At 74.3% G+C, this 18,587-nt stretch carries 17 protein-coding genes and 1 tRNA gene; 9 read left to right on the top strand and 9 right to left on the bottom strand.

The features are described 5' to 3' along the window. Window positions 1–52: 52 nt before the first annotated feature. A complete protein-coding gene (locus tag ACZ3TI_RS13335; protein WP_465726321.1) occupies window positions 53–610 on the bottom strand; it encodes a hypothetical protein in 558 nt (185 codons plus the stop codon). Between the two features lie 208 nt (window positions 611–818). Between ACZ3TI_RS13335 and ACZ3TI_RS13330 the strand changes: the two genes are divergently transcribed. After that, window positions 819–2,171, top strand: a complete 1,353-nt coding sequence (locus tag ACZ3TI_RS13330) for a M14 family metallopeptidase (protein WP_465726320.1) — start codon at window positions 819–821, stop codon at window positions 2,169–2,171. A gap of 60 nt (window positions 2,172–2,231) precedes the next feature. Here ACZ3TI_RS13330 and ACZ3TI_RS13325 read toward each other — a convergent pair whose 3' ends face one another. After that, window positions 2,232–2,795, bottom strand: coding sequence for a hypothetical protein (locus tag ACZ3TI_RS13325; protein ID WP_465726319.1), 564 nt, complete (start codon window positions 2,793–2,795; stop codon window positions 2,232–2,234). 186 nt (window positions 2,796–2,981) lie between these two features. On the opposite strand from ACZ3TI_RS13325, the gene ACZ3TI_RS13320 reads away from it, so the two are divergent. Further along, the gene (locus ACZ3TI_RS13320) at window positions 2,982–3,518 is read left to right on the top strand and encodes a hypothetical protein (protein WP_465726318.1); all 537 of its coding nucleotides are present in this window, start codon (window positions 2,982–2,984) and stop codon (window positions 3,516–3,518) included. 17 nt (window positions 3,519–3,535) lie between these two features. On the opposite strand, the gene ACZ3TI_RS13315 is transcribed toward ACZ3TI_RS13320, so the two are convergent. Further along, window positions 3,536–4,294: a flavodoxin family protein gene (locus ACZ3TI_RS13315; protein ID WP_465726317.1), complete on the bottom strand. Its 759-nt coding sequence runs from the start codon at window positions 4,292–4,294 to the stop codon at window positions 3,536–3,538. A gap of 156 nt (window positions 4,295–4,450) precedes the next feature. Here ACZ3TI_RS13315 and ACZ3TI_RS13310 point away from each other — a divergent pair, with 156 nt between their 5' ends. The 5 genes from ACZ3TI_RS13310 to ACZ3TI_RS13290 all read left to right on the top strand — a co-directional run bounded on the left by ACZ3TI_RS13310 (window position 4,451) and on the right by ACZ3TI_RS13290 (window position 10,156). Next, window positions 4,451–5,509 carry a LysR family transcriptional regulator gene (locus ACZ3TI_RS13310; RefSeq protein ID WP_465726316.1) on the top strand — a complete coding sequence of 353 codons (1,059 nt, stop codon included), beginning with the start codon at window positions 4,451–4,453 and terminating at the stop codon, window positions 5,507–5,509. Continuing rightward, a tRNA-Gln gene (locus ACZ3TI_RS13305) sits at window positions 5,489–5,560 on the top strand. The genes ACZ3TI_RS13310 and ACZ3TI_RS13305 overlap by 21 nt, the downstream gene beginning before the upstream one ends. Before the next feature lie 3 nt (window positions 5,561–5,563). After that, window positions 5,564–7,867: a hypothetical protein gene (locus ACZ3TI_RS13300; protein ID WP_465726315.1), complete on the top strand. Its 2,304-nt coding sequence runs from the start codon at window positions 5,564–5,566 to the stop codon at window positions 7,865–7,867. Window positions 7,868–7,955: 88 nt separating this feature from the next. After that, window positions 7,956–8,759 carry a glycerophosphodiester phosphodiesterase gene (locus ACZ3TI_RS13295; RefSeq protein WP_465726314.1) on the top strand — a complete coding sequence of 268 codons (804 nt, stop codon included), beginning with the start codon at window positions 7,956–7,958 and terminating at the stop codon, window positions 8,757–8,759. Then, entirely contained in the window at window positions 8,756–10,156 is a 1,401-nt protein-coding gene (locus ACZ3TI_RS13290) for an MFS transporter (RefSeq protein WP_465726313.1), read from the top strand. The genes ACZ3TI_RS13295 and ACZ3TI_RS13290 overlap by 4 nt, the downstream gene beginning before the upstream one ends. Window positions 10,157–10,219: 63 nt before the next feature. Here the strand turns inward: ACZ3TI_RS13290 and ACZ3TI_RS13285 are convergent, their stop codons facing one another. The 3 genes from ACZ3TI_RS13285 to lanL form a co-directional block, all read right to left on the bottom strand. Further along, window positions 10,220–11,398, bottom strand: coding sequence for a lanthionine synthetase LanC family protein (locus ACZ3TI_RS13285; protein WP_465726312.1), 1,179 nt, complete (start codon window positions 11,396–11,398; stop codon window positions 10,220–10,222). A gap of 70 nt (window positions 11,399–11,468) precedes the next feature. Then, window positions 11,469–11,600, bottom strand: a complete 132-nt coding sequence (locus ACZ3TI_RS13280) for a hypothetical protein (protein ID WP_268256620.1) — start codon at window positions 11,598–11,600, stop codon at window positions 11,469–11,471. Window positions 11,601–11,602: 2 nt separating this feature from the next. Continuing rightward, window positions 11,603–14,419 (bottom strand): class IV lanthionine synthetase LanL, encoded by a 2,817-nt coding sequence (gene lanL / locus ACZ3TI_RS13275; RefSeq protein WP_465726311.1) that lies wholly within the window; start codon window positions 14,417–14,419, stop codon window positions 11,603–11,605. A gap of 394 nt (window positions 14,420–14,813) precedes the next feature. Here lanL and ACZ3TI_RS13270 point away from each other — a divergent pair, with 394 nt between their 5' ends. Both ACZ3TI_RS13270 and ACZ3TI_RS13265 read left to right on the top strand, forming a co-directional pair. Further along, the gene (locus ACZ3TI_RS13270; protein WP_465726310.1) at window positions 14,814–15,194 is read left to right on the top strand and encodes a DUF4253 domain-containing protein; all 381 of its coding nucleotides are present in this window, start codon (window positions 14,814–14,816) and stop codon (window positions 15,192–15,194) included. Next, the gene (locus ACZ3TI_RS13265) at window positions 15,191–16,561 is read left to right on the top strand and encodes an NUDIX hydrolase (RefSeq protein WP_465726309.1); all 1,371 of its coding nucleotides are present in this window, start codon (window positions 15,191–15,193) and stop codon (window positions 16,559–16,561) included. The genes ACZ3TI_RS13270 and ACZ3TI_RS13265 overlap by 4 nt, the downstream gene beginning before the upstream one ends. A 346-nt stretch (window positions 16,562–16,907) precedes the next feature. On the opposite strand, the gene ACZ3TI_RS13260 is transcribed toward ACZ3TI_RS13265, so the two are convergent. From ACZ3TI_RS13260 to ACZ3TI_RS13250, 3 genes are all read right to left on the bottom strand, one after another. Then, complete coding sequence (locus ACZ3TI_RS13260; RefSeq protein WP_465726308.1) at window positions 16,908–17,153, bottom strand: hypothetical protein; 246 nt, start codon at window positions 17,151–17,153, stop codon at window positions 16,908–16,910. Then, on the bottom strand, window positions 17,150–17,344 hold the full coding sequence (locus ACZ3TI_RS13255) for a hypothetical protein (protein WP_465726307.1): 195 nt from the start codon (window positions 17,342–17,344) through the stop codon (window positions 17,150–17,152). The genes ACZ3TI_RS13260 and ACZ3TI_RS13255 overlap by 4 nt, the downstream gene beginning before the upstream one ends. Before the next feature lie 553 nt (window positions 17,345–17,897). Continuing rightward, complete coding sequence (locus tag ACZ3TI_RS13250) at window positions 17,898–18,524, bottom strand: maleylpyruvate isomerase N-terminal domain-containing protein (RefSeq protein WP_465726306.1); 627 nt, start codon at window positions 18,522–18,524, stop codon at window positions 17,898–17,900. Between the last annotated feature and the right edge of the window lie 63 nt (window positions 18,525–18,587).

Raw genomic sequence — 18,587 nt, 5'->3', positions numbered from 1 at the left:
GCACCGCCTGTGGTCAGGGCGTCGACGGCGGTCACGGCGGCGTCGGCCGTCGTCAGGCGATCTTCGCGCAGAGCGGTTCGGCGGAGCCGTGCTTGATGGTGAGCGTCCGGTAGCCGGTGGCGCTGATGTCGACGGTGTAGACGCCGTCGACGGTGTAGAGGTCACGGGGCAGGGTGCCGGCGCCGGTGCCGAAGCCGAGCAGGATCGGGCCGTGGGCGTGCCAGGTCTGGGAGTTGTCGGGGCGGTAGTCGACCACGGACCGGCCGCCGGCGTCCGCGTCGTACCAGGCACCGGTCGTCGTGTTGGTGAGCCGCAGGACGAGGGCACCCTTGAAGGCGGCGCGCCGCACGGTGGTGCCGTCGGGGGCGTACTCCAGCACCCGCCGCTGCACCTCGTCCACGACGGCCTCCATGTGCACGGGGAAGTCGCAGCGGGAGCCGGCCGGGAGGTCGAACTTCGGCGAGGGCCACCGCTCCCACCCGCCCCGGTCGGCGCCGGACCCGGAGGAGCCGGTCGGACCGGAGGCGGCACCGGCCGGGGCCGCCTCCGGTCCGACGAGGGTGACGGCGGACAGTGCGGCGGACGCGGTGGCGATCAGAATTCTTCGCATGGTCGGCCCTTCTGACGAATCGTCTGGTGTTCGAACGCCCAGTCTGGCAGGCACCCCTGCTCCCCGACCCCTGTTCGCGCTCCCTCGTGCGCCCTCCCCCGCCCCCCGAACTCCTTGACGAACCCATGACACTGGCGGACCATCATGCTGGCGCGCGCCTCACCTCCTCCATCGTTCCGCCCCCACGGACCCCCACAGGAGGACAGTCATGCGACTGCCCCGCCGAGGGAAGCCCGCTGCGGCCACCGCCGTCCTGCTGGCCCTCGCCCTCGCCACACCGATCACCGCCCAGGCCGCCTCCCCCGACCGCCTGCCGGCGACCACCTCCGCGACCACCGACACCACCACCGACACCGGCCGGCAGTACCGGCTCGACGGCCCCCGCACCGTCGCCGAACGCACCGCCGTCGCCGCCACCGGCGCCTCCGTCGACGCCGTCCTGCCCGACGCGGTGGTGGTCACCGCCACCCCCGCCGAGGCCGACCGGCTGCGCGCGCTCGGCTGGTCCCCCGTCGCGCTGCCCGGCCCCCGCCACCAGGACGAGGGCCTGGCCGGCACGGCGTACGACTTCCCGCAGGCCGACTCCGGCTACCACAACTACGCGGAGGCGAGCGCCGACATCGACGCCGTGGTCGCCGCGCACCCGGACATCATGAGCAAGCGCGTCATCGGCACTTCCTACGAGGGCCGCCCGATCGTCGCGGTGAAGATCAGCGACAACGTCAACACCGACGAGGACGAGCCCGAGGTCCTGTTCACCGCCCACCAGCACGCCCGCGAGCACCTCACCGTCGAGATGGCGCTCTACCTGTTGCACGAGTTCGGCGACAAGTACGCCACCGACAGCCGGATCGCCAACGCCGTCAACAGCCGCGAGATCTGGGTGATCCCCGACCTCAACCCGGACGGCGGCGAGTACGACATCGCCACCGGCCGCTACCGCAGCTGGCGCAAGGACCGCCAGCCGAACCCCGGCAGCAGGAACGTCGGCACCGACCTCAACCGCAACTGGAACTACAAGTGGGGCTGCTGCGGCGGCTCCTCCGGCTCCACCTCCAGCGAGACCTACCGGGGCAGCGCCCCGGAGTCCGCCAAGGAGACCAAGGTGGTCGCCGACTTCGTCCGCAGCCGGATCGTCGGCGGCAAGCAGCAGATCACCGCCGCCATCGACTTCCACACCTACAGCGAGCTGGTGCTCTGGCCGTTCGGCTGGACCACCGCCGAGACCGCCACCGGCATGACCGCCGACGAGTACGACACCTTCGCCACCCTCGGCCGCAGCATGGCCGCCACCAACGGCTACACGCCCGAACAGTCCAGTGAGCTCTACATCACCGACGGCGCGATCGACGACTGGCTGTGGGGCTCCCAACGGGTCTTCGCCTACACCTTCGAGATGTACCCCGGCCCGAACGGCAGCGACGGCTTCTACCCGCCCGACGAGGTGATCGGCCGCGAGACCAGCCGCAACCGCGAAGCGGTCCTGCGCCTGGTGGAGACCGCCGACTGCGTCTACCGCGTGATCGGCAAGCAGCAGCAGTACTGCGGCATCCCCGCCTGACCGACCGCCACGGGACGGCCCGGGGAGCGGGTGGCTCCGCAACCGCCACCCGCTCCCCGATCAGTCCTCGTCCGACCCGTCCGAGCCGTCGTCCAGCCCGGACAGAGCGTCGGCGACCAGGCGGGTGGCGAAGCTCTGGTCGTTCTTGCCGGAGATCCGGTTGATGTGCTCCGCGAGCAGGACCGTCAGGGCCTCCAGGGGATTCATCTCGGCCTCGGTCCAGGACCCGTACTGCGCGCGCCACAGCGACGGGCTCAGGCCGGTGCCCGCGGCGATGAGCAGACCGGCCATGATCGGCACGACCTCGGGCCGGAAGGTCCTGGGCATCATCCGCATCGTGGCCACCAGGCTGGGCACCACGTACTCGACCACGTCCTCCTCGTGGCGCTCGAGCGAGCCGCGCAGCCAGTTCATGTACACGTAGATGAGGGTGCACGTGCCGTCGACGAGGTCGTCGAGCCCCGTGGCGCCCATGGCCGCGGCGAACTGCTCGACCATCCGCTGGTGCTCGGGGTCCGTCCCGCTCCTGCCGTCGTAGACGGCCTTCAGCCGGGAGTCGATCACCATGAGCGCGGCGCTCACGTCGCCGACCGGAGCGAGTGCGGGGTCGCAGGGCGATGACACAGGGATTCCTCCTCCTATGGCTACGGCGTGTAGCGCGACACGTTCGCAGAGTAGTGCGCCGATCGGCCCGGGGTCAGGCGAATCCCGAGGAAACGACCCCACCCCGGACCCGGGGGGCGGGGTCCCGGGCCGCTGGGAGGCCCCGGCCCGCCGGGGGCGTCGGCGGGCCGGGATAGGGTCCGAGCCATGGACGAAGACACCTCCCTCTGGTACCGGATCGCCGATCTCCTGCCGGAGCCCGCCTCGAAGGAGGTCAAGGACTGCTGGGACATCGGGGAGCAGGAATCCGGGCTCGGCCTGCTGGTCGAGGGCCTGCTCGCCCGCCAGGTACCGGTCAGTGGGGCGGACCGGGCGCAGATCTCCGTGCTCGCCGAGCAGTGGGGCGTGCGCGAGCAGCTCACGCCCGGCATCGTGCGCTGCCTGGGCGACGGCGTCCCCGCCCCGGTGCGGCTGCTCGACGGGGACGGCGACGAGGACGAGGTGGTGACGGGCCTGAGCGAGCCGGAGCTCGCCGGCCTGGTGCTGGTGCCGTGGATGGGCTGCAACCGCTGCGGCCGGGTCCTCCTGCGCGCCCACGCCTGGGAGGCCTGGGACGACTTCTCCCTCGTCCCCGAGCACTACGTGATCAGCACGGCGGACCACCGCACGGCGCTGCGGATCCTCCCCTTCGACGCCGTGCGCGAGGCCTTCACCGAGCTCCTGCACGACTGCCCGGAGGCGTAGGGCACGCGGGGCCGGGCTCAGACGTCGGACGTCTCCCGGACGGGCGTCTCCCGGGGGGACGCCTCCCGAAGGGACGCCTCCCGAAGGGACGCCGACAGGGCGCGGGCCTCGTGCTCGGTCATGCGGGGGGTCTCGTACGGCAGCGCGTTGACCCAGCGCTGGGCCAGCCGGGCGATCCGCTCGCCGTACCGCTGCGCGGTGATCAGGTCCCCGCGCGATCCGGCCTGCTCCGGCCCCTGGTCGGCGTGGCTCTGACTCATCAGCCCCAGCCACGAGCCCAGCCGGTTCAGGTCGTCGCGGGAGCCGCCGCTCCAGTTGTTGCCCGGCATGTCGCCCACGCCGATCCACTGCATGCCCAACTGCGCGGCGAAGACCGCCAACTGCTCCAGGACCGCCAGCTTGTCGCCGCTCTGCGAGGCGGACATGGTGAACCCGCCGGCCAGCTTGTCCTTCCACGCCTGCGTGACGAACGGCGTGAACGCCGCCTCCATGAACGCCTTGAACACCGCCGACACGCTCCCCATCAGGGTCGGACAGCCGAGGACGATCGCGTCGGAGCGCTCGAGCAACGCCAGCACCTCCGCATCGTGCCACCGGCCCGCGACGACGTCCTCGGGCCGGATCTCGGCGAGGTGCACCCGGGCACCGGGCACCAGCCGCGCCCCGTCGGCGAGGTGCTCGGCCAGCACCCGGGTGTGCCCGTGCACCGAGTGGTAGACCACCGTCACCGTGACCGCCGGCACGCCCTGCTCACGGTCAACGTCCTTGACTGCCATGACTGTTCACTACTTCCAATCGTGGGGAGAGCCGGGGGTCCCCGGCTCGCCCACCCATCACACCGCGCGGCCGGAAGGGCATCAACGCCGAACTCCGGCACGCAGCGATCGGCCGCACCGATCGATCGCGCGTCGGACAGGCCCTAAGCTCCTCCGGTGGACAGGATCGAACTGGAAGCATTCGTCGCCGTCGCCGAGGAACTCCACTTCGGGCGCGCCGCCGCCCGCCTCCACCGCGGGCAGCCCACCGTCAGCGAAGCCGTCAGACGGCTGGAGAACACCCTGGGCGGGCGGCTGTTCCACCGCACCAGCCGCCGGGTGTCGCTGACCGACCTCGGCGAGGCGCTGCTGCCCGACGCCCACGCCGCCCTCGCCCAGCTGCGCCGTTTCCAGCAGCGCGGGCGCTCCCTCGCCGCCGGCGGCCGGACCCGCACCACCCTCGTCGTCGGCCACGCCGAATACACCGGCCACCAGCTGCTGCTGCGCTGCCTGCCCCAACTGCGCGACCGCTTCCCCGATGTGACGATCGTGCCGGAGGCCATGCCGACCACCGCCCAGGTCACCGCGCTGCGGGCGGAGGCCATCGGGCTGGGCATCGGCTGGGCGACCGGCGACGTCACCGGCGTCCGCGCGAGGGTGCTGTCCACCGAGCGGTTCATGGCGCTCGTACCCGCGACCCACCCCCTCGCCGGGCGCGCCGAGCTCAGCGCGTCCGAACTGTCCACCACCGGCCTGCTCACCTGGCCCCACCAGATCAACAGCGGCCTGTGCGACCGCCTGCTGTCCGCCTTCCGCATCGGCGGAGCCGACCTGCGCATCATCAGGACCGCCGACAGCGTGCACGCCATCGCCGCCCACGTCGCCGCCGGAACGGGCATCGGCATCACCGTCGAGTCCGCACTCGACCACCAGCCGCCCGGCCTGCGCGTCATCCCCCTCACCGGCCCCTCCACCACCGCCGACCAGGTCGTCCTCACCCCCGCCGAGCCCTCCGACACCGCCACCGCCCTGCGCGACCTCCTGCTCGACGCCTCCGCACGGCCGGTCACCGCCCTGCGGCATCGTCAGCCAGTGGTACGACCCGCAGAACTACCGGATCATGCAGTACCGGATCGCCATGCTGTCCTGAGCCACTCCGACGAGCAGGAAACCGGCTTGTCCGACCGCAGGTCGGAGGTCTACGCTCGCGCCCATCGACGTGTAGCTCAGCAGTAGAGCACCGGGCTCTGGACCCGGAGGGCGCAGGGGCGGAACCTGCCGCGTCGGCTTATGGACGATGACGCTGACCAGCAGCTCCCCGCCCCGGCCGCGGCATCCGCGCACCACCCGCAGCACCGGCTGGCCCGGGCGTTCCTCACCTCCCTCTCCCACCCCGACGCCGGGACCCGGCAGCGCGCCGCGGACCGCGCCGACCGCTGGCGCGCCGTGCTCGCCGGGCTGGGCGACGGCCGGCTGACCGTCGGCTCGCGCACCCCGGTCGCCGGGCTGCCCGCCTGGGTGACGCCCGAGGTCGTCCGCGGCGGCTTCGCCACCTCCGCCGCGAGCGCCGGGGGACCGCTGCAGCCGTACGAGCGCGAGGCCGCGGCCCTCGCCGGGGTGCCGGCCGAACGCGCCGCCCTGTTCGCGTACTTCCTCACCGAGCCGGGCCTGGCCCGGCTGCACGGCCTGCTCGACACCGGCCGCTACGAGGTCGCCGTGCCCGAGGAGGCGGCGCTGCTGACGGTGGCCTGGCTGGTCCGGGCCGGGGACACGGCCGCCGCGCTCGACCTCGTCGACACCCTCGAACCGTTCGCCGACCGGCTGCGCTTCACTCCGCGCCCCTCCGACCTGCCCGCACCGGACCCGGAGGCGCTGCACCGGCGCACCGTCGGCGACGCCGTCACCTCGCTCGTACTCCGGCAGCCGAACGCCGCCGTGGAGGCGCAGCGCGAGGCGCTCACCGTCTGGCAGCCGTTCGCCGACCGGCTGCTCGCCCACTGGCTGGAGACCGCCGACGACACCGGACGGGTCCTGTCCGACGTGCCTGACACCACCTGGACGCAGCGCGGTGCGCAGCTCCTGCGCCGCTACGAGGAACTCGCCGCCGCCCACACCCGCTGCACCAAGCACCGCAACCCGAAGGAGAACCCGGGCATCCTGCGCGGCGCCCTGGAGGAGACCGTCGCCGGCCGGCCGCTGGACGCGCGCCGCCTCGGACTGCTGCGCCACGCGGTGGAGTCGATGGTGCGTCGGCGCGGCCTGCCCGGCTCCGACCGGCTCACCGGGCTGCGCACCCGCCAGGCCGTCCAAGCGGCCCTGCCCTCCCACCACGACCTCGCCCAGCTCGTGCTGGGCCGGCTCGCGCCGCTCCCCCAGGACACCGGCGCGGTGGCGGTGGAACCACTGGTCGCCGACGTCTCGGCCGAAGAGGCCGCGGAGACCGGGCTGCCGGCGGGCACTCCGGTGCCCGCCGCGGTGCGCCAGGTCGTCGAGGCCACCCTGAGCGCCCCGATCGACACCCTCGTGGAGCGTGGCGTCGTGCCCTCGGCCGAGGTCCTCGCCGAGCTGGTCCCGCAGCTGGTCGCCGCCACCGGCGCCGAGTCCTACCCGGACCCGGCGCTGCGCACCCTCGCCGCCGCCAACTACCGGGCCTTCCGCAACCGCCGCTCGCTCCTCCTGCTGAACCTCGCCGCACAGGTGCGGGCCGAGGAACTGCCCTGGGTACGGGCGGTGGCCGCCCACCGAGCCGTCGAGGACGGCCGCGGGCCCGCGCGCATCGCGCTGCGCCGGCTCGGCGAACTCGCCGTCCAGGCGTTCCCGGGCACCCTCCTGCCGAACCCGCTGGTGCGCGAGCTCGCCGTCCTCGCCCGCCAGGCGGGGATCGACGCCCCGTTCGTCGAGGAACTGGCGGCGGACATCTTCATGGGCACCTTCACCCCGAAGTACCTCGAGGCGGCCCGGACTGCCGCCGACCTGCTCGGCGGCACGCTGTACGAGCGCTACTACGGCATCGACTACGCGGCCGTCCGCGACCTCGCGCAGGCCGAGGCGGCGAAGGCGGCGACGACCCCGGCGGGGGGCCACCGCCCGCGCGGCTCCGAAGAGTTCGCGAAGCTCTGCGCCCTGCGCGCCGACGCGGGCGGCGGCTGGTCCGTCGCCGCCAACGGCAAGACCATCGAGCAGGCCCAGATCCTCACCACCCACAACCTCGCCACCCTGGTCGCCCACGCCGGCATCGACCCCCGCCCGGGCTGGGCGGACCTCGCCCGCCGCAGCTTCACCACGGTCTGCCGCGTGACGGCCCGCATCCAGGCCGACCCGCACCGGCTGTCCACGATCAAGGACGCGGCCTACGCGTGGCGCCAGACGGTCTTCCACCTCTCCCTGTGCGACCCCGCCGCGCAGGGCCGGGCGATCGCCGCCCTCGCCGAGGAGGCCGCCCGCAACCCCGCCCACGTCGGGGCCCGCCTCGCCCCCGTCCTCGCCGGCCTGCGCCAGGCCGCCGCCGGCGAGCCGGCCGACGCGGGCACCGGCCGCCTGCTCCTCGGCTGGACCACGGGCCCGCATTGGCTGCGCACCGGCATTACTGCTTGACAGAGTGCGTAATACTGTAACGCGCGCTGTCCGGGACGGCGGTGGAGCGGGCTGCGCGGGTTCCTCTTCCAGTAGCTCGGAGCGCACCATGCACGTCTTCCTCGACCATCCGGGGCCGCTGGCCTTCGCGCACCGCGGCGGCGACCTCGGGCACCCCGAGAACTCGCTCAAGGCCTTCGAGGCCGCCGTCGCGCTCGGGTACCGGTACCTGGAGACGGATGTGCACGCCACCCGGGACGGCGTGCTGGTGGCGTTCCACGACTCGCGGCTCGACCGGGTCACCGACCGCACGGGGGCGGTGGCGGAGCTTCCCTGGGAGAGCGTCAGACAGGCCCGGATCGGCGGGAGCGAGCCGGTGCCGCTGCTGGAGGACCTGCTCGGGGCGTTCCCCGAGGCCCGTTTCAACATCGACGTGAAGGCGGCGCCGGCCGTCGAGCCGCTGGTCGAGGCGATACGCCGGACCGGCGCCTGGGACCGGGTCTGCGTCGGCGGCTTCTCCGACAGCCGGCTGGCCGCCGTCCGGGCCGCCGCCGGCCCGCGGCTGGCCACCTCGCTCGGCCCGCGCGAGGTGGCCCGGCTGCGGCTGCGCTCGCTGGCCGGGCCGCTGCTGCGGGGGCGCGGGGCACCGTTCGCCGGGGTCTGCGCGCAGGTGCCGGAGCGGCACCGGGGCGTACGGGTGGTCGACCGGGCCTTCGTCCGGGCCGCGCACCGCCTCGGCCTGCAGGTCCACGTCTGGACTGTGGACGATCCCACACGGATCAGGGCTCTCCTCGACCTCGGTGTGGATGGCATCATGGCCGATCGCATCGACGTCCTGCGGGACGTCCTCGGCGAGCGCGGCTGCTGGAGGGACGGCAGTACCGGCTCCAGCACGGTGATGGGGACCGAATGAGCACCACGAACTCCGCGACGCACCTGCGGGACGATCCGCCGACCGACCCGGCGGCCGCCGACGACGCCCGCGCCCTGCGCCGGATGCAGTTCGGCTGGTACATCAACGACTGGGCGAACGCCGCCTTCTCCGCCACCGTCCTGACGGTGTTCCTCGGGCCGTACCTCACCTCGGTGGCGAAGAACGCCGCCGACGCGGCCGGCGACGTGCACCCGCTCGGCCTGTCGATCCGTGCGGGGTCGTACTTCCCGTACACGGTCTCCTTCTCCGTACTGCTCTCGGTCGCGGCGATGCTGCTGACCGGCACGGTCGCCGACCGCACCGGGCGGCACAAGGAGCTGATGTGCGGCTTCGCGTACGTGGGCGCGCTCGCCACCATGGGGATGTTCTTCCTCGGCGGCGACCGCTACTTGCTCGGCGGCGGGCTGCTGGTGGTCGCCAACATCGCGTACGCGGTGTCGGTCGCGCTCTCCTACGCCTACCTCCCGGGCCTGGCCACCCCCGACGAGCGCGACGCCGTCTCCTCCAAGGGCTGGGCGTACGGCTACGCGGGCGGCGGACTGCTGCTGATCGCCAACCTGGCGCTGTTCCAGGGCCACGACGCGCTCGGCCTGGACTCCGGCACCGCCGTGCGGATCTGCCTCGCCTCGGCGGGCCTGTGGTGGGCGCTGTTCACCCTCGTCCCGATGCTGCGGCTGCCCTCCCGGGCCGGCGCGGCACCCACCCCCGCCGCGGCCGAGGCCGGTGCGCCCGCCGCGGGCAGCCTGCGCGAACTCGGCCGGACTCTGAAGGGCATGCGCAAGCACCCGCTCACGCTGCTCTACCTCGGCGCCTTCCTCTGCTACAACGACGGCATCCAGACCGTCGTCTCCCAGGCCTCGCTCTACGGCAGCGAGGAACTCGGCATGGAGCAGACCTCGCTGGTCACCGCCGTGCTCCTGGTCCAGGTGGTGGCCATCGGCGGCGCCTTGCTGCTCGGCCGGATCGCCCAGCGCCACGGCGCCAAGCGGACCATCCTGGGCTCCCTGGTCGGCTGGGTGATCACCCTCGCCCTCGGGTACTTCATGCCCGCCCACCAGCCGGTCTGGTTCTACGCCCTGGCCTGCATGATCGGCCTTGTGCTCGGCGGCAGCCAGGCACTCTCCCGCTCGCTGTTCTCCCACCTCATCCCGGCGGGCCGGGAGGCGGAGTACTTCAGCGTCTACAAGGTCAGCGACCGCGGCACCAGCTGGATGGGCCCGCTGGTGTTCGGCCTCGCGTACCAGATCACCGGCAGCTACCGCTCGGCGATCATCTCGCTGCTGGTCTTCTTCGTGATCGGCTTCGCGGTGCTGGTGAAGGTCCCGGTCCGCCGCGCCATCGAGGCCGTCGGCAACCCGGTGCCCGAGCGGCTCTGACGGACCCTGCTGCTCGCCCGGTCGCCGGTCACTCGCCCGGTCGCCCGGTCAGTCGGTCGCCCGTCAGGAGAGCAGCAGGGCCCGGTCCCACCCCGGCGGCACGGGCGTCGTCGCGGCCAGCAGGGCGAGCAGTACGCCGGCGGCGCCGTCGAGGAAGCCGGGGTCGAGCGGGCCGCCGGATCCGTACCGGTCGCCCCAACCGTCGATCAGACGGCCGGCCAGGTCGCGGGCCGCCGACCGGAGGACCGGGTCCCCGGTGTCCCGGGCGAAGCGGAGGGTGATCAGCAGCAGGCCGGCCAGGCCGTGGCAGAGGCCCGGTCGCCGGTCGCTCCCGCGCTCCCCGGGTGGGCGGCGCAGTGCGGCCAGCAGGGTCTCGCGGGCGAGGTCGCACAACGGCGCGTCGCCGAGGGCGGTGCCGGCCAGCCAGAGCGCGCGGGCGATGCCCGGGCTGCCGTGGCACCAGGAGGCGGGTAGCGGCTGCGGGTCGGCTCCCGAGGCCGGGCCGCGCTCCGGGTCCCGGTGCAGGCCCCAGTCCGGGCCCCACTCGTCGTCCCGACGGTGCGCCAGGAGCCGCTCCACGGCCCGGTGCAGCGCCGCGACCTGGCCCGGCACCTCGATGCCCGCCGACAGCGCCAGCGCGAACAGGGCCAGCGGACCGGCCGGACCGTGCGCCATCCCCGGCGATTCGCCCGGGAACGCGGTCACCCGGCGGCCGAGTGCGGTCAGGACCGCCTCCAACCGGACTGCGGCGCCCGGGTCTTCCACGCGGTCGAAGAGGACGGCGCCGCGCCCGGTCAGCCCGGAGCTCAGGTCGAGGTCGCGGGGGTCGAGGCCACGGGGGTCGAGGCCTGGCCGGGCGGGGTCGCGGTGGTCCGGTCCGAACGGGCCCGGTCCGAACAAGTCCGGTCCGAACAGGTCCGGGCGCCCCAGCCGACCCGCGGCGAAGGCGAGCCCGCCGAGGCCTCCGAGCAGTCCCGCGGCCCGTAGCCGCGTCCGTTCCGCGCCCCGGGCGGCCGCCTCCAGGTGGCCGACGGCCATCGTGTGCCAGCCTTCACCGGGGCGGCAGAGGTCGAGCTGGTGGTAGGCGAGGGCGAGGCCCGCGCCGCCGGCCCCGAGGTCGGGCCGGACCGCCCGGGGCGCCGCGCGCGGCCTGCCGGCGATGGTGTCGACCAGGCGCCGGGCCGCTTGCGCCGTGGGACCGTCGCCGTCCAGCAGGACGGTCCAGGGGGTGTCACCGCTCATCGGTCCCGTTCCGTGTGGCGGGTGCTGTGAGAAGCCGCAGCCGACCTCACAGCACCCCGGGGGTCGACCGTCAGTCGACCGGGCTCAGACAGAGGTCGGTCCACTCGTAGCTGTGGTGACCGGTGTCGCAGCACATCATCGGCTCCAGCGGCTGCTCCTCGGTCTCGGGCAGCTCCTGCAGCTCCAGAACGGTGCTCTCCATCGTCAGTCCTCCTTTCCGGGGTTCGGTTGGTGGTGGTGCGGGTCCGCGGCCGGTCGGTCGACCAGCCACGATCGGGGGCCGCCGTGGCGGCGGCGGAGCAGGAGGTCGAGCACGCCGCCGTAGCCCACGTTGTAGGCGGCGGTGACCTCGCGCAGGGTGTCGTCGGGCACCAGGTACCGGCCGTCGCGGCGCGCGGCCCGCAGGGCGATGGCGCGGACCAGGTCGTCGGTCCGGGCCAGGTGGCGGTCGTCGCCGGTGGCGGCGTACAGGTCGAGGAGCAGTTCGGCGTTGCCCGCGAGCCCGTGGCAGGTGCCGGGCCCCAGGCGGTGGCGGTCGCGGTGCACGGCGCGCGCGGCGCCCTCGGCATGGGCGAGGTGGCGCGGATCGCCGGTCTCCTGCCACAGCCTGAGCAGGAACGTGCCGATGCCCGAGGAGCCGTGGCACCAGTAGTTCAGGCCCCGGCGGTCGGCGCGTCCGGGACCCTTGGGCCAGTACGCGGCGCCCTCGCCGTACCCGTCACCGTCGTGCCGGTCCCCGTCGAACCGGTCCCCGCCGCGCCGATCCCCGTCGTACCCGTCACCCTCGCGCCGGTCGTCCTCGCGCCAGTCGGTGAGCGCGCACAGGGCCTCGCCGCCGCCGAGCGCGATGTCGGTCAGCTCGGGCCTGCGCAGTTCGCGGCCGGCGGCCAGCAGGAAGGCCGCGTTGCCCGCGACGCCGTGGGCGAAGCCGTAGTGGCTGGAGCCGGCCAACTCGGCACGGCGCTCGGGGCCGAGCGGCCAGTCCACGCCTTCTCCGGACTTCAGCAGGTGCAGCAGCCCGTCGGCGCACTCCCGGGCCCGGTCGGCGAAGCGCCGGTCTCCGGTGCGGCGCCACAGGTGGAGCTGGGCGAGCCCGGCACCGGCCAGGCCGTGGCACACGTCGGCGCTGCGCGAGGCGAGCGGGATGCGCAGGGCGTAGGCGTGGGCCCGGTCGGTGAGTCGGTGGTCTTCCAGGGTGGTTGCCGCGTCGTGCAGGGCCCAGGCGGTGCCGGAGCGGCCGAAGTGGAGGCCGGGCAGGATCCGGCCGGGCTCGGTAAGCCGCTCGTCCAGCCAGTCGGCGGCCCTGCGCAGCGCGGGCCGGGCGGCCTCGTGCCCGCAGCGGACGGCCCGGGCGAGCACCGCGAGCACCCCGGCCGCACCAAGCTGCACGTTGCAGGGGTCGCCGTCCGGCAGGGAGCGCGGGGCGGGCCAGAGGTACTCGGCGGCGGGGTCCATGGTGGCGGCGAGGTGGGCGAGGCCGTCCTCGATCAACCGCTCGGCTGTGGGCGTTTCGGGCAGGTGCACCCGGCCGACCGGGTCCGGCCAGGTGCGCAGGTACGCCTCCGCCCGCCGCAGCGTCCAGCGCTGCGGCGCCTCCGCCGTGAGTCCGGTGACCAGGGGCGCGAGGGCGCGCAGCGCGGGCAGGTCCGGGGCGGCGGCGACCAGGGCGGCGAGCCGTTCGCCGGACGGCCGGGCAGGTACGCCGTCGTCGGCGAGTACGGGGCTGATGCCGCCGGTGACGTGCAGCAGGGTGGCGCCGAGGCTGAAGCAGTCCGCCTCGGGGCCGGGCGCGGGCGCCGGGCCGCGCGGGGGGCCTTCGCCGTCGTCCCGTCCGAGCGCGGGATCGGGGTACGCGGGGTCGAGGTACGCGGGATCGAGGTACGCCCGGTCGAGGTACGCCCGGTCGAGGTACGCGGGGTCGGTGAAGCCGCGGGTCCCCGCCGGGTGGGCGTGGGAGCCGAACCGGACGGCGAGCTCCAGGTCGACCAGGACCGGCCGTTCGTCCGGGGACACGATGACGTTTCCGGGCTTGAGGTCGCGTAGGACGAGTCCGGCCGCGTGCACCTCACCGACCAGCCCGACCAGTGCCCGGGCGAGCCCGAGCGCCGCCGGGACGGGTACCTGCCCGTCGCCCCGCTCCAGGTGCTCGGCGGTCCACTGCTGCAGGTTGCGGCCCGGGACCAGGTCCTCGACCAGGAAGAGGTGGCCACCACTCTCGAACACCTCCCGCACCCGGGGGGCGATGCCCCGGGACGCGAGGTCCTCCAGGACCTGCGCCTCGTAGCGCAGCCGGTCGCGGGCGTCCCGGCCCTGCGGGTCGGCGCCGACGTGCGGCCGGGCCTCCTTGAGCAGGACGGTCTCGCTGCTGCGGGTGTCCTCGGCGCGGTAGACGCCGCCGCGGTTGGAGTGCCGGACCGCCTCCTTGACCAGGTAGCGCCCGGCCAGCAGGACCGGCCCGCCCCGACGGCGGTGCGACCTCGCCGACGTCGACGCCGGTTTCGGCCGGCGCGACCTCACCGACGTCGACGCCGGTTCCGGCCGGGGGAACGGGTCCTCGGCCCAGGGCGGCGGCGAGAACCAGGGGTTGCGCTCGTCCGTGCCGAGGCTGCCGTCCGGCGCCACCAGCCGGCCCTCGTAGAACCCCTCGTCGTTGAGCACCCGGGAGCGGGCGAAGCAGCCGTAGCGGTAGTGCACCGCGCTGTCCGGCCGGTAGCGGCGGTCGGAGAGGATGGCAGGGCCCGGCAGGCCTGCCGTCGCCTCGTGCAACTCCTCTGCCATGATCCGGAGTTGGTCGTCATCGGCGGGGTAGGCGGTGAGGAACTTGCCGGACTGCGCCCGGGCCGCACGGGTGGCGGTCAGCTCGGCCGTGACCCGCGGCCCGGAGGCGAACTTGAAGGCGCAGCCGTGCGCGACGAGCACCCGACCGGCGCGATCCAGCACCTGGGGCGCGGAGGCCAGGGTCGCCGACACGTGGAGCTTCCAGCCCTGCCGGCGCGGTTGGTGGGCCGGCGGGGTCACCATCCACCACGGCTCGACGTGGTGGACGCGCCATCCGGCAGCCTGGTCGGATCGGGTCAGGAATTCCGCGAGAATGGACCGGTAGGGCGAGGTCACAGGCCGAAGCTAGCAACGGGGAAATCGCCAACACAAGGTCTCTGCAAGGGATTTGACAAGTCATCGAATAGGATCTCCCGACTATCGGTGTCGGGTCTCCACCGGCACTGCCGCCAGCGGGCTGTGGGAGCAGCTGCAGCGGGAGTACCCGCGGTCGGGCTGTGGCCGCTACTGCTGACGCGCCGGGCCGACGACCCGGAGTTCCGTCCCTGGGCCACCGGCGGGCTCTGCCCGGCCCGGGCCTCCCCGCCCGACTCCCACGACCCCGCCGCCCTGCTGCGCGGCTGGTGGAACTCCCGCCGTGGCCCGCCCGGACAACCCGGAGGAGGCCGCGAGGTACCACGAGAGGCCGGAGCCGTTCGGCGCCCGGGTCGTCGAAGTCGGCCCCGCCGGCCTGCGGTTGAGCGCCACGGTGCAGCCCGCCGACCTGGACGAGGCGCTGGCGATCGCCGCCGAGCACGTCGCGTTCTGCCCGGACGACGTCTTCCAGGGCACCGAGAGCCTGACCGACTACGCGCAGGAGCTCCTCCTCGAGAAGTGCTGGTCGTTCTGGTGGGACCGACCTCAGCCGACGTCGCGTCGTGATGATCCGTTGCGTCCCGCGGCGAGGTGGGTAGGGCACCGGCTGGACCCGACCGAGGCACCGGCCGGACCGGACCGACGAAAGGCGGCACCGCCGTGATCGACTACGACCTCCTGGCCCGGAACGCGCTCGCCCTGGGCTTCGACCGGCTCGCCGCCGGGGTGGTCGTCCTCGACGCCTCCGGCCGGGTGCTGATGCTGCGCCGCCGCGAGGACGACGCGCTTCCCGGGCTCTGGGACTACCCCGCGGGCAGCCTGGAACCCGGGGAGGGCGTACGGGCGGGGGCGCTGCGCGAGCTGTTCGAGGAGTCCGGCATCGCGGCGGCCGCCGAGGACGTCGACTACCTGCGGGCGCTGGACTTCGTCGACGCCGAGGGCCGCGGGTTCCGCCAGTTCGTCTTCACCGCCACCGTGCCCGACGGCACCCCGGTGACGCTCACCGAGCACGACCGGTACGTGTGGGCGGACCTCGACGACCCGCCGCCGACCAGCGACGGCTACCGCGAGGTGCTCGACTTCCTGCGGCGGCGCCGGGCGGTGCCTGGCTGGCGTCCGGTCAGCCGGTACGTCCGGGACATCGCCCTGTCGAACCTGTACGGAGCCTTCTACTTCACCGACTCGGCCGGGCGCGGACTGTGCCTGCGCAACGCCGCCGACCCGGACCGCTGGCAGTTCGCCGGCGGCGACACCGACCCGGACGAGACCCCGTGGGACACCGCACTGCGCGAGGCCGAGGAGGAGCTGGGCCTGGACCTCGCGGCCGAGAACCCCGAGGTCGTCGCCCGCCAACAGCTGCTCGCCGTGGTGCACTTCTCCCCCGGCGCCCACTGGCCGCTGCACCAGGTCGGCCACATCTTCTGGGGCGGACGGCTCAGCGACGAGCAGCTGCGCCGGATCCGGCTCTCCCACGAGCACACCGAGTGGTCCGTCCGGCGCCTGCACGACTGGCACGCCGTGATGCGGCCGGCCGACTACCGCCGGCTGCTGCTGGTCGACCGCGCCCGCCGCGCCGGCCTCACCCTCTACGGCGAGCGGCCGGGGACGGACGCCGTCGACCGGCACGGCGTCGCCCGGGACTTCGAGGGCATCGTGGCGTTCGTGACCAGCCCGGACGGCGAGCGCCTGCTGATGAACCTGCGCGACGACAAGCCCGGCATCGCCCACCCCGGGTGCTGGGCCCCGATCGGCGGCCTGCGCGAGGGCCGGGAGACCGCGTACGAGGCCGCCGCCCGGGAGGTGCTGGAGGAAGCCGGCATCCGGGTCGACGGCCTGCGCGCCATCCCCGGTCCGCGGCACCCGAGCGTCCACGAGACCACCGTCGCACTCCACGGGACGTACGCCGGACCGGAGTCCGACCTGGTCCTCGGCGAGGGGCGGGCCGTCCGCATGGTCCCCCTCACCGAGCTCCCGGGGCTGCTGACCCCGCCGTACCTGGCGCACTACCTCGATCGGCTCGGGAGCTGTTGAGGCTGCGTCGGTCCGTCGGGTCCGTCGGGTCCGTCGGGTCTGTCGGATGCGGTTCCTCAGCAGCCGATGTAGCGCATCCCGACGCTGGTGAAGTGCGCTCCCGAGGGGGCGTAGAGGTGACGGCCCGGGACTTGCCCTTGCCGCCCGCCCCATCGCTGTCCACGTAGACACCAAGGCGGACGGCGGGTTGGTGCCCGGTGGCGCACAGCCCCCGAAGGTCACCAGGACGGCTCGCGCGCCCCACGGGCCCGTCCCGCACCGGCGGGTCGTCGGGCCCGGGTCGATCGTTCGCGCGAATTCGGGGCAGGGGTTCGACGGTTCGCGGCTACCGTTCGACGGTTCGTGGCTACCGGGGGTCGGTCGAGGGGCCCTCCGGGGTGTCGGCGGTGGGTTCGGTGCCGGTCCAGCCCTGGTTGGCGTCGACGGTGGCGAGGGGGGCGACGGAGGTGGGACCGGCGGTGCCGAAGGCGGCGCAGACGGGGTCGGGGGTGTCGACGGTGACGAGGGGGTCGCGCAGGCTGGTGTCGAGTTTGGTGTAGAGGAGCAGGGTGCCGCCGGTGGTCCGGATCGGCGTGCCCGGCTGGGCCGTCACCGGGTGCTGCCAGCGCCAGGCGCCCCAGGTGAGGGTGACGGCGGTGTGGCGGGCTTGCCGTCGGGGCGTGCGAGCAGGGCGTAGACCTGGCCCTGGTAGGCGTGGTCGTACTGGTAGACCCAGTGGGTGCGGGCATCGCAGCCGGAGCCGGCGGCCGGCCAGGGCAGCGGTGCGGGTGGCGGGACGACCACGACGGTGGGCAGCGCCCGGGACGGTGTCGGCTGCGGACCGGTAGCGGATGCCTGGTCGGCGCCCGGGAGTTGGCGCCCGGTCAGCAGACCGGCGGCGAGGCCGACGACGAGTGCCGCGGCCGCGACGGCGGGGCGCGAGGACCACCAGCGCGAGGTCGGTACGGCGGCCGGATCGGTATGCGCAGCGGTCGGGTCATGCGCCGCGGTCGGGTCACGCGCCGCAGCCTGCGGGCCCTCAGGAGGTGCCGATCGGCACCTCCTGAGGGCCCGCAGGCTGCGGAAATGTGCTGATCGGCAGCTGCCGGGAGCCCTGGTGGAGTGGAAGGCTGAGGGGCATCGGGGGCCGCCACCGGGTGGCCCGAAGGGAGGTCCGCTCATGGCTGCCGTGCCCGCCACCATGTCCTCGCCCGTCGGCGCCCAGCCCTCGCCCGTCGGTGCCGGGTGCGCCCGTCGGCACCGTGCCGGACGGCGGGCGAACCGGTCGCCTCCGACGGCTCGGGGCTGGGAGCTGGGGGCCTGGGACCGGGGACTGGGGACCGGGGCCTTCCAGGGCTCAGCGCACCCGGCCGTCCCAGGCCCATCCGCCGGCCGGGAGGCTCGGGCGGCCCGGAAGCGCGGTTCGGCCGGTGCACCAAAGGAGGGTTTCGGCGTGGCCGTAGCCGGTCGGCGCCTCCGGGAACAGCCGGGCCACGGCCGGGCCCGCAAGGTGCTCGGGCGGCTGCCAGCCGAGCCCGAAGCTGCGGGCCAGGTCCCAGCCGTGGACCAGGAGTTCGACCACGCCCATCGCCGCGAACCCCGGACCGTCCGAATCGCCCCAGGGGTGCCAGGCCCTGGCCTCCGACGGAGTGTCCCGCACGGTGGCGGCGAGCAGGCTGCCCGCGATCCGCAGGCCCTCCAGGCAGTGCGGAATCGGGGCGGCGGGGTCCAGTGATCCGAACAGGGTGATGTAGCGGTCGGTCGGGCGAGCGGTCAGCAGGCCCGCGTAGCCGAGCACGCCGAGCGCGAGGTGGTCCAGCGTTGCCCGGGCGGTCCACTCGCTTCCGGCAGGGTGACGGGACCAGTCGGCATCGGCCGCCCGCTCGAGGACACCGGTGGTCGTCGCGGCGGCCTCGACCACGAGCCCGGCCCAATCGGCCCGGGAGAGGAGGGTAATGGCAGGAGCAGCAGTGGTAGCGGACATCGGAGCGGTAGTGAACCTCGGTGCAGTCGTGGACATCGGAGCGGTGACGGACATCGGAGCGGT

This window comes from Kitasatospora sp. NPDC023120 (genome assembly GCF_055560835.1).
The sequence above is the reverse complement of the archived record's forward strand: the minus strand, read 5'-3'. Positions and strand labels throughout refer to the sequence as shown.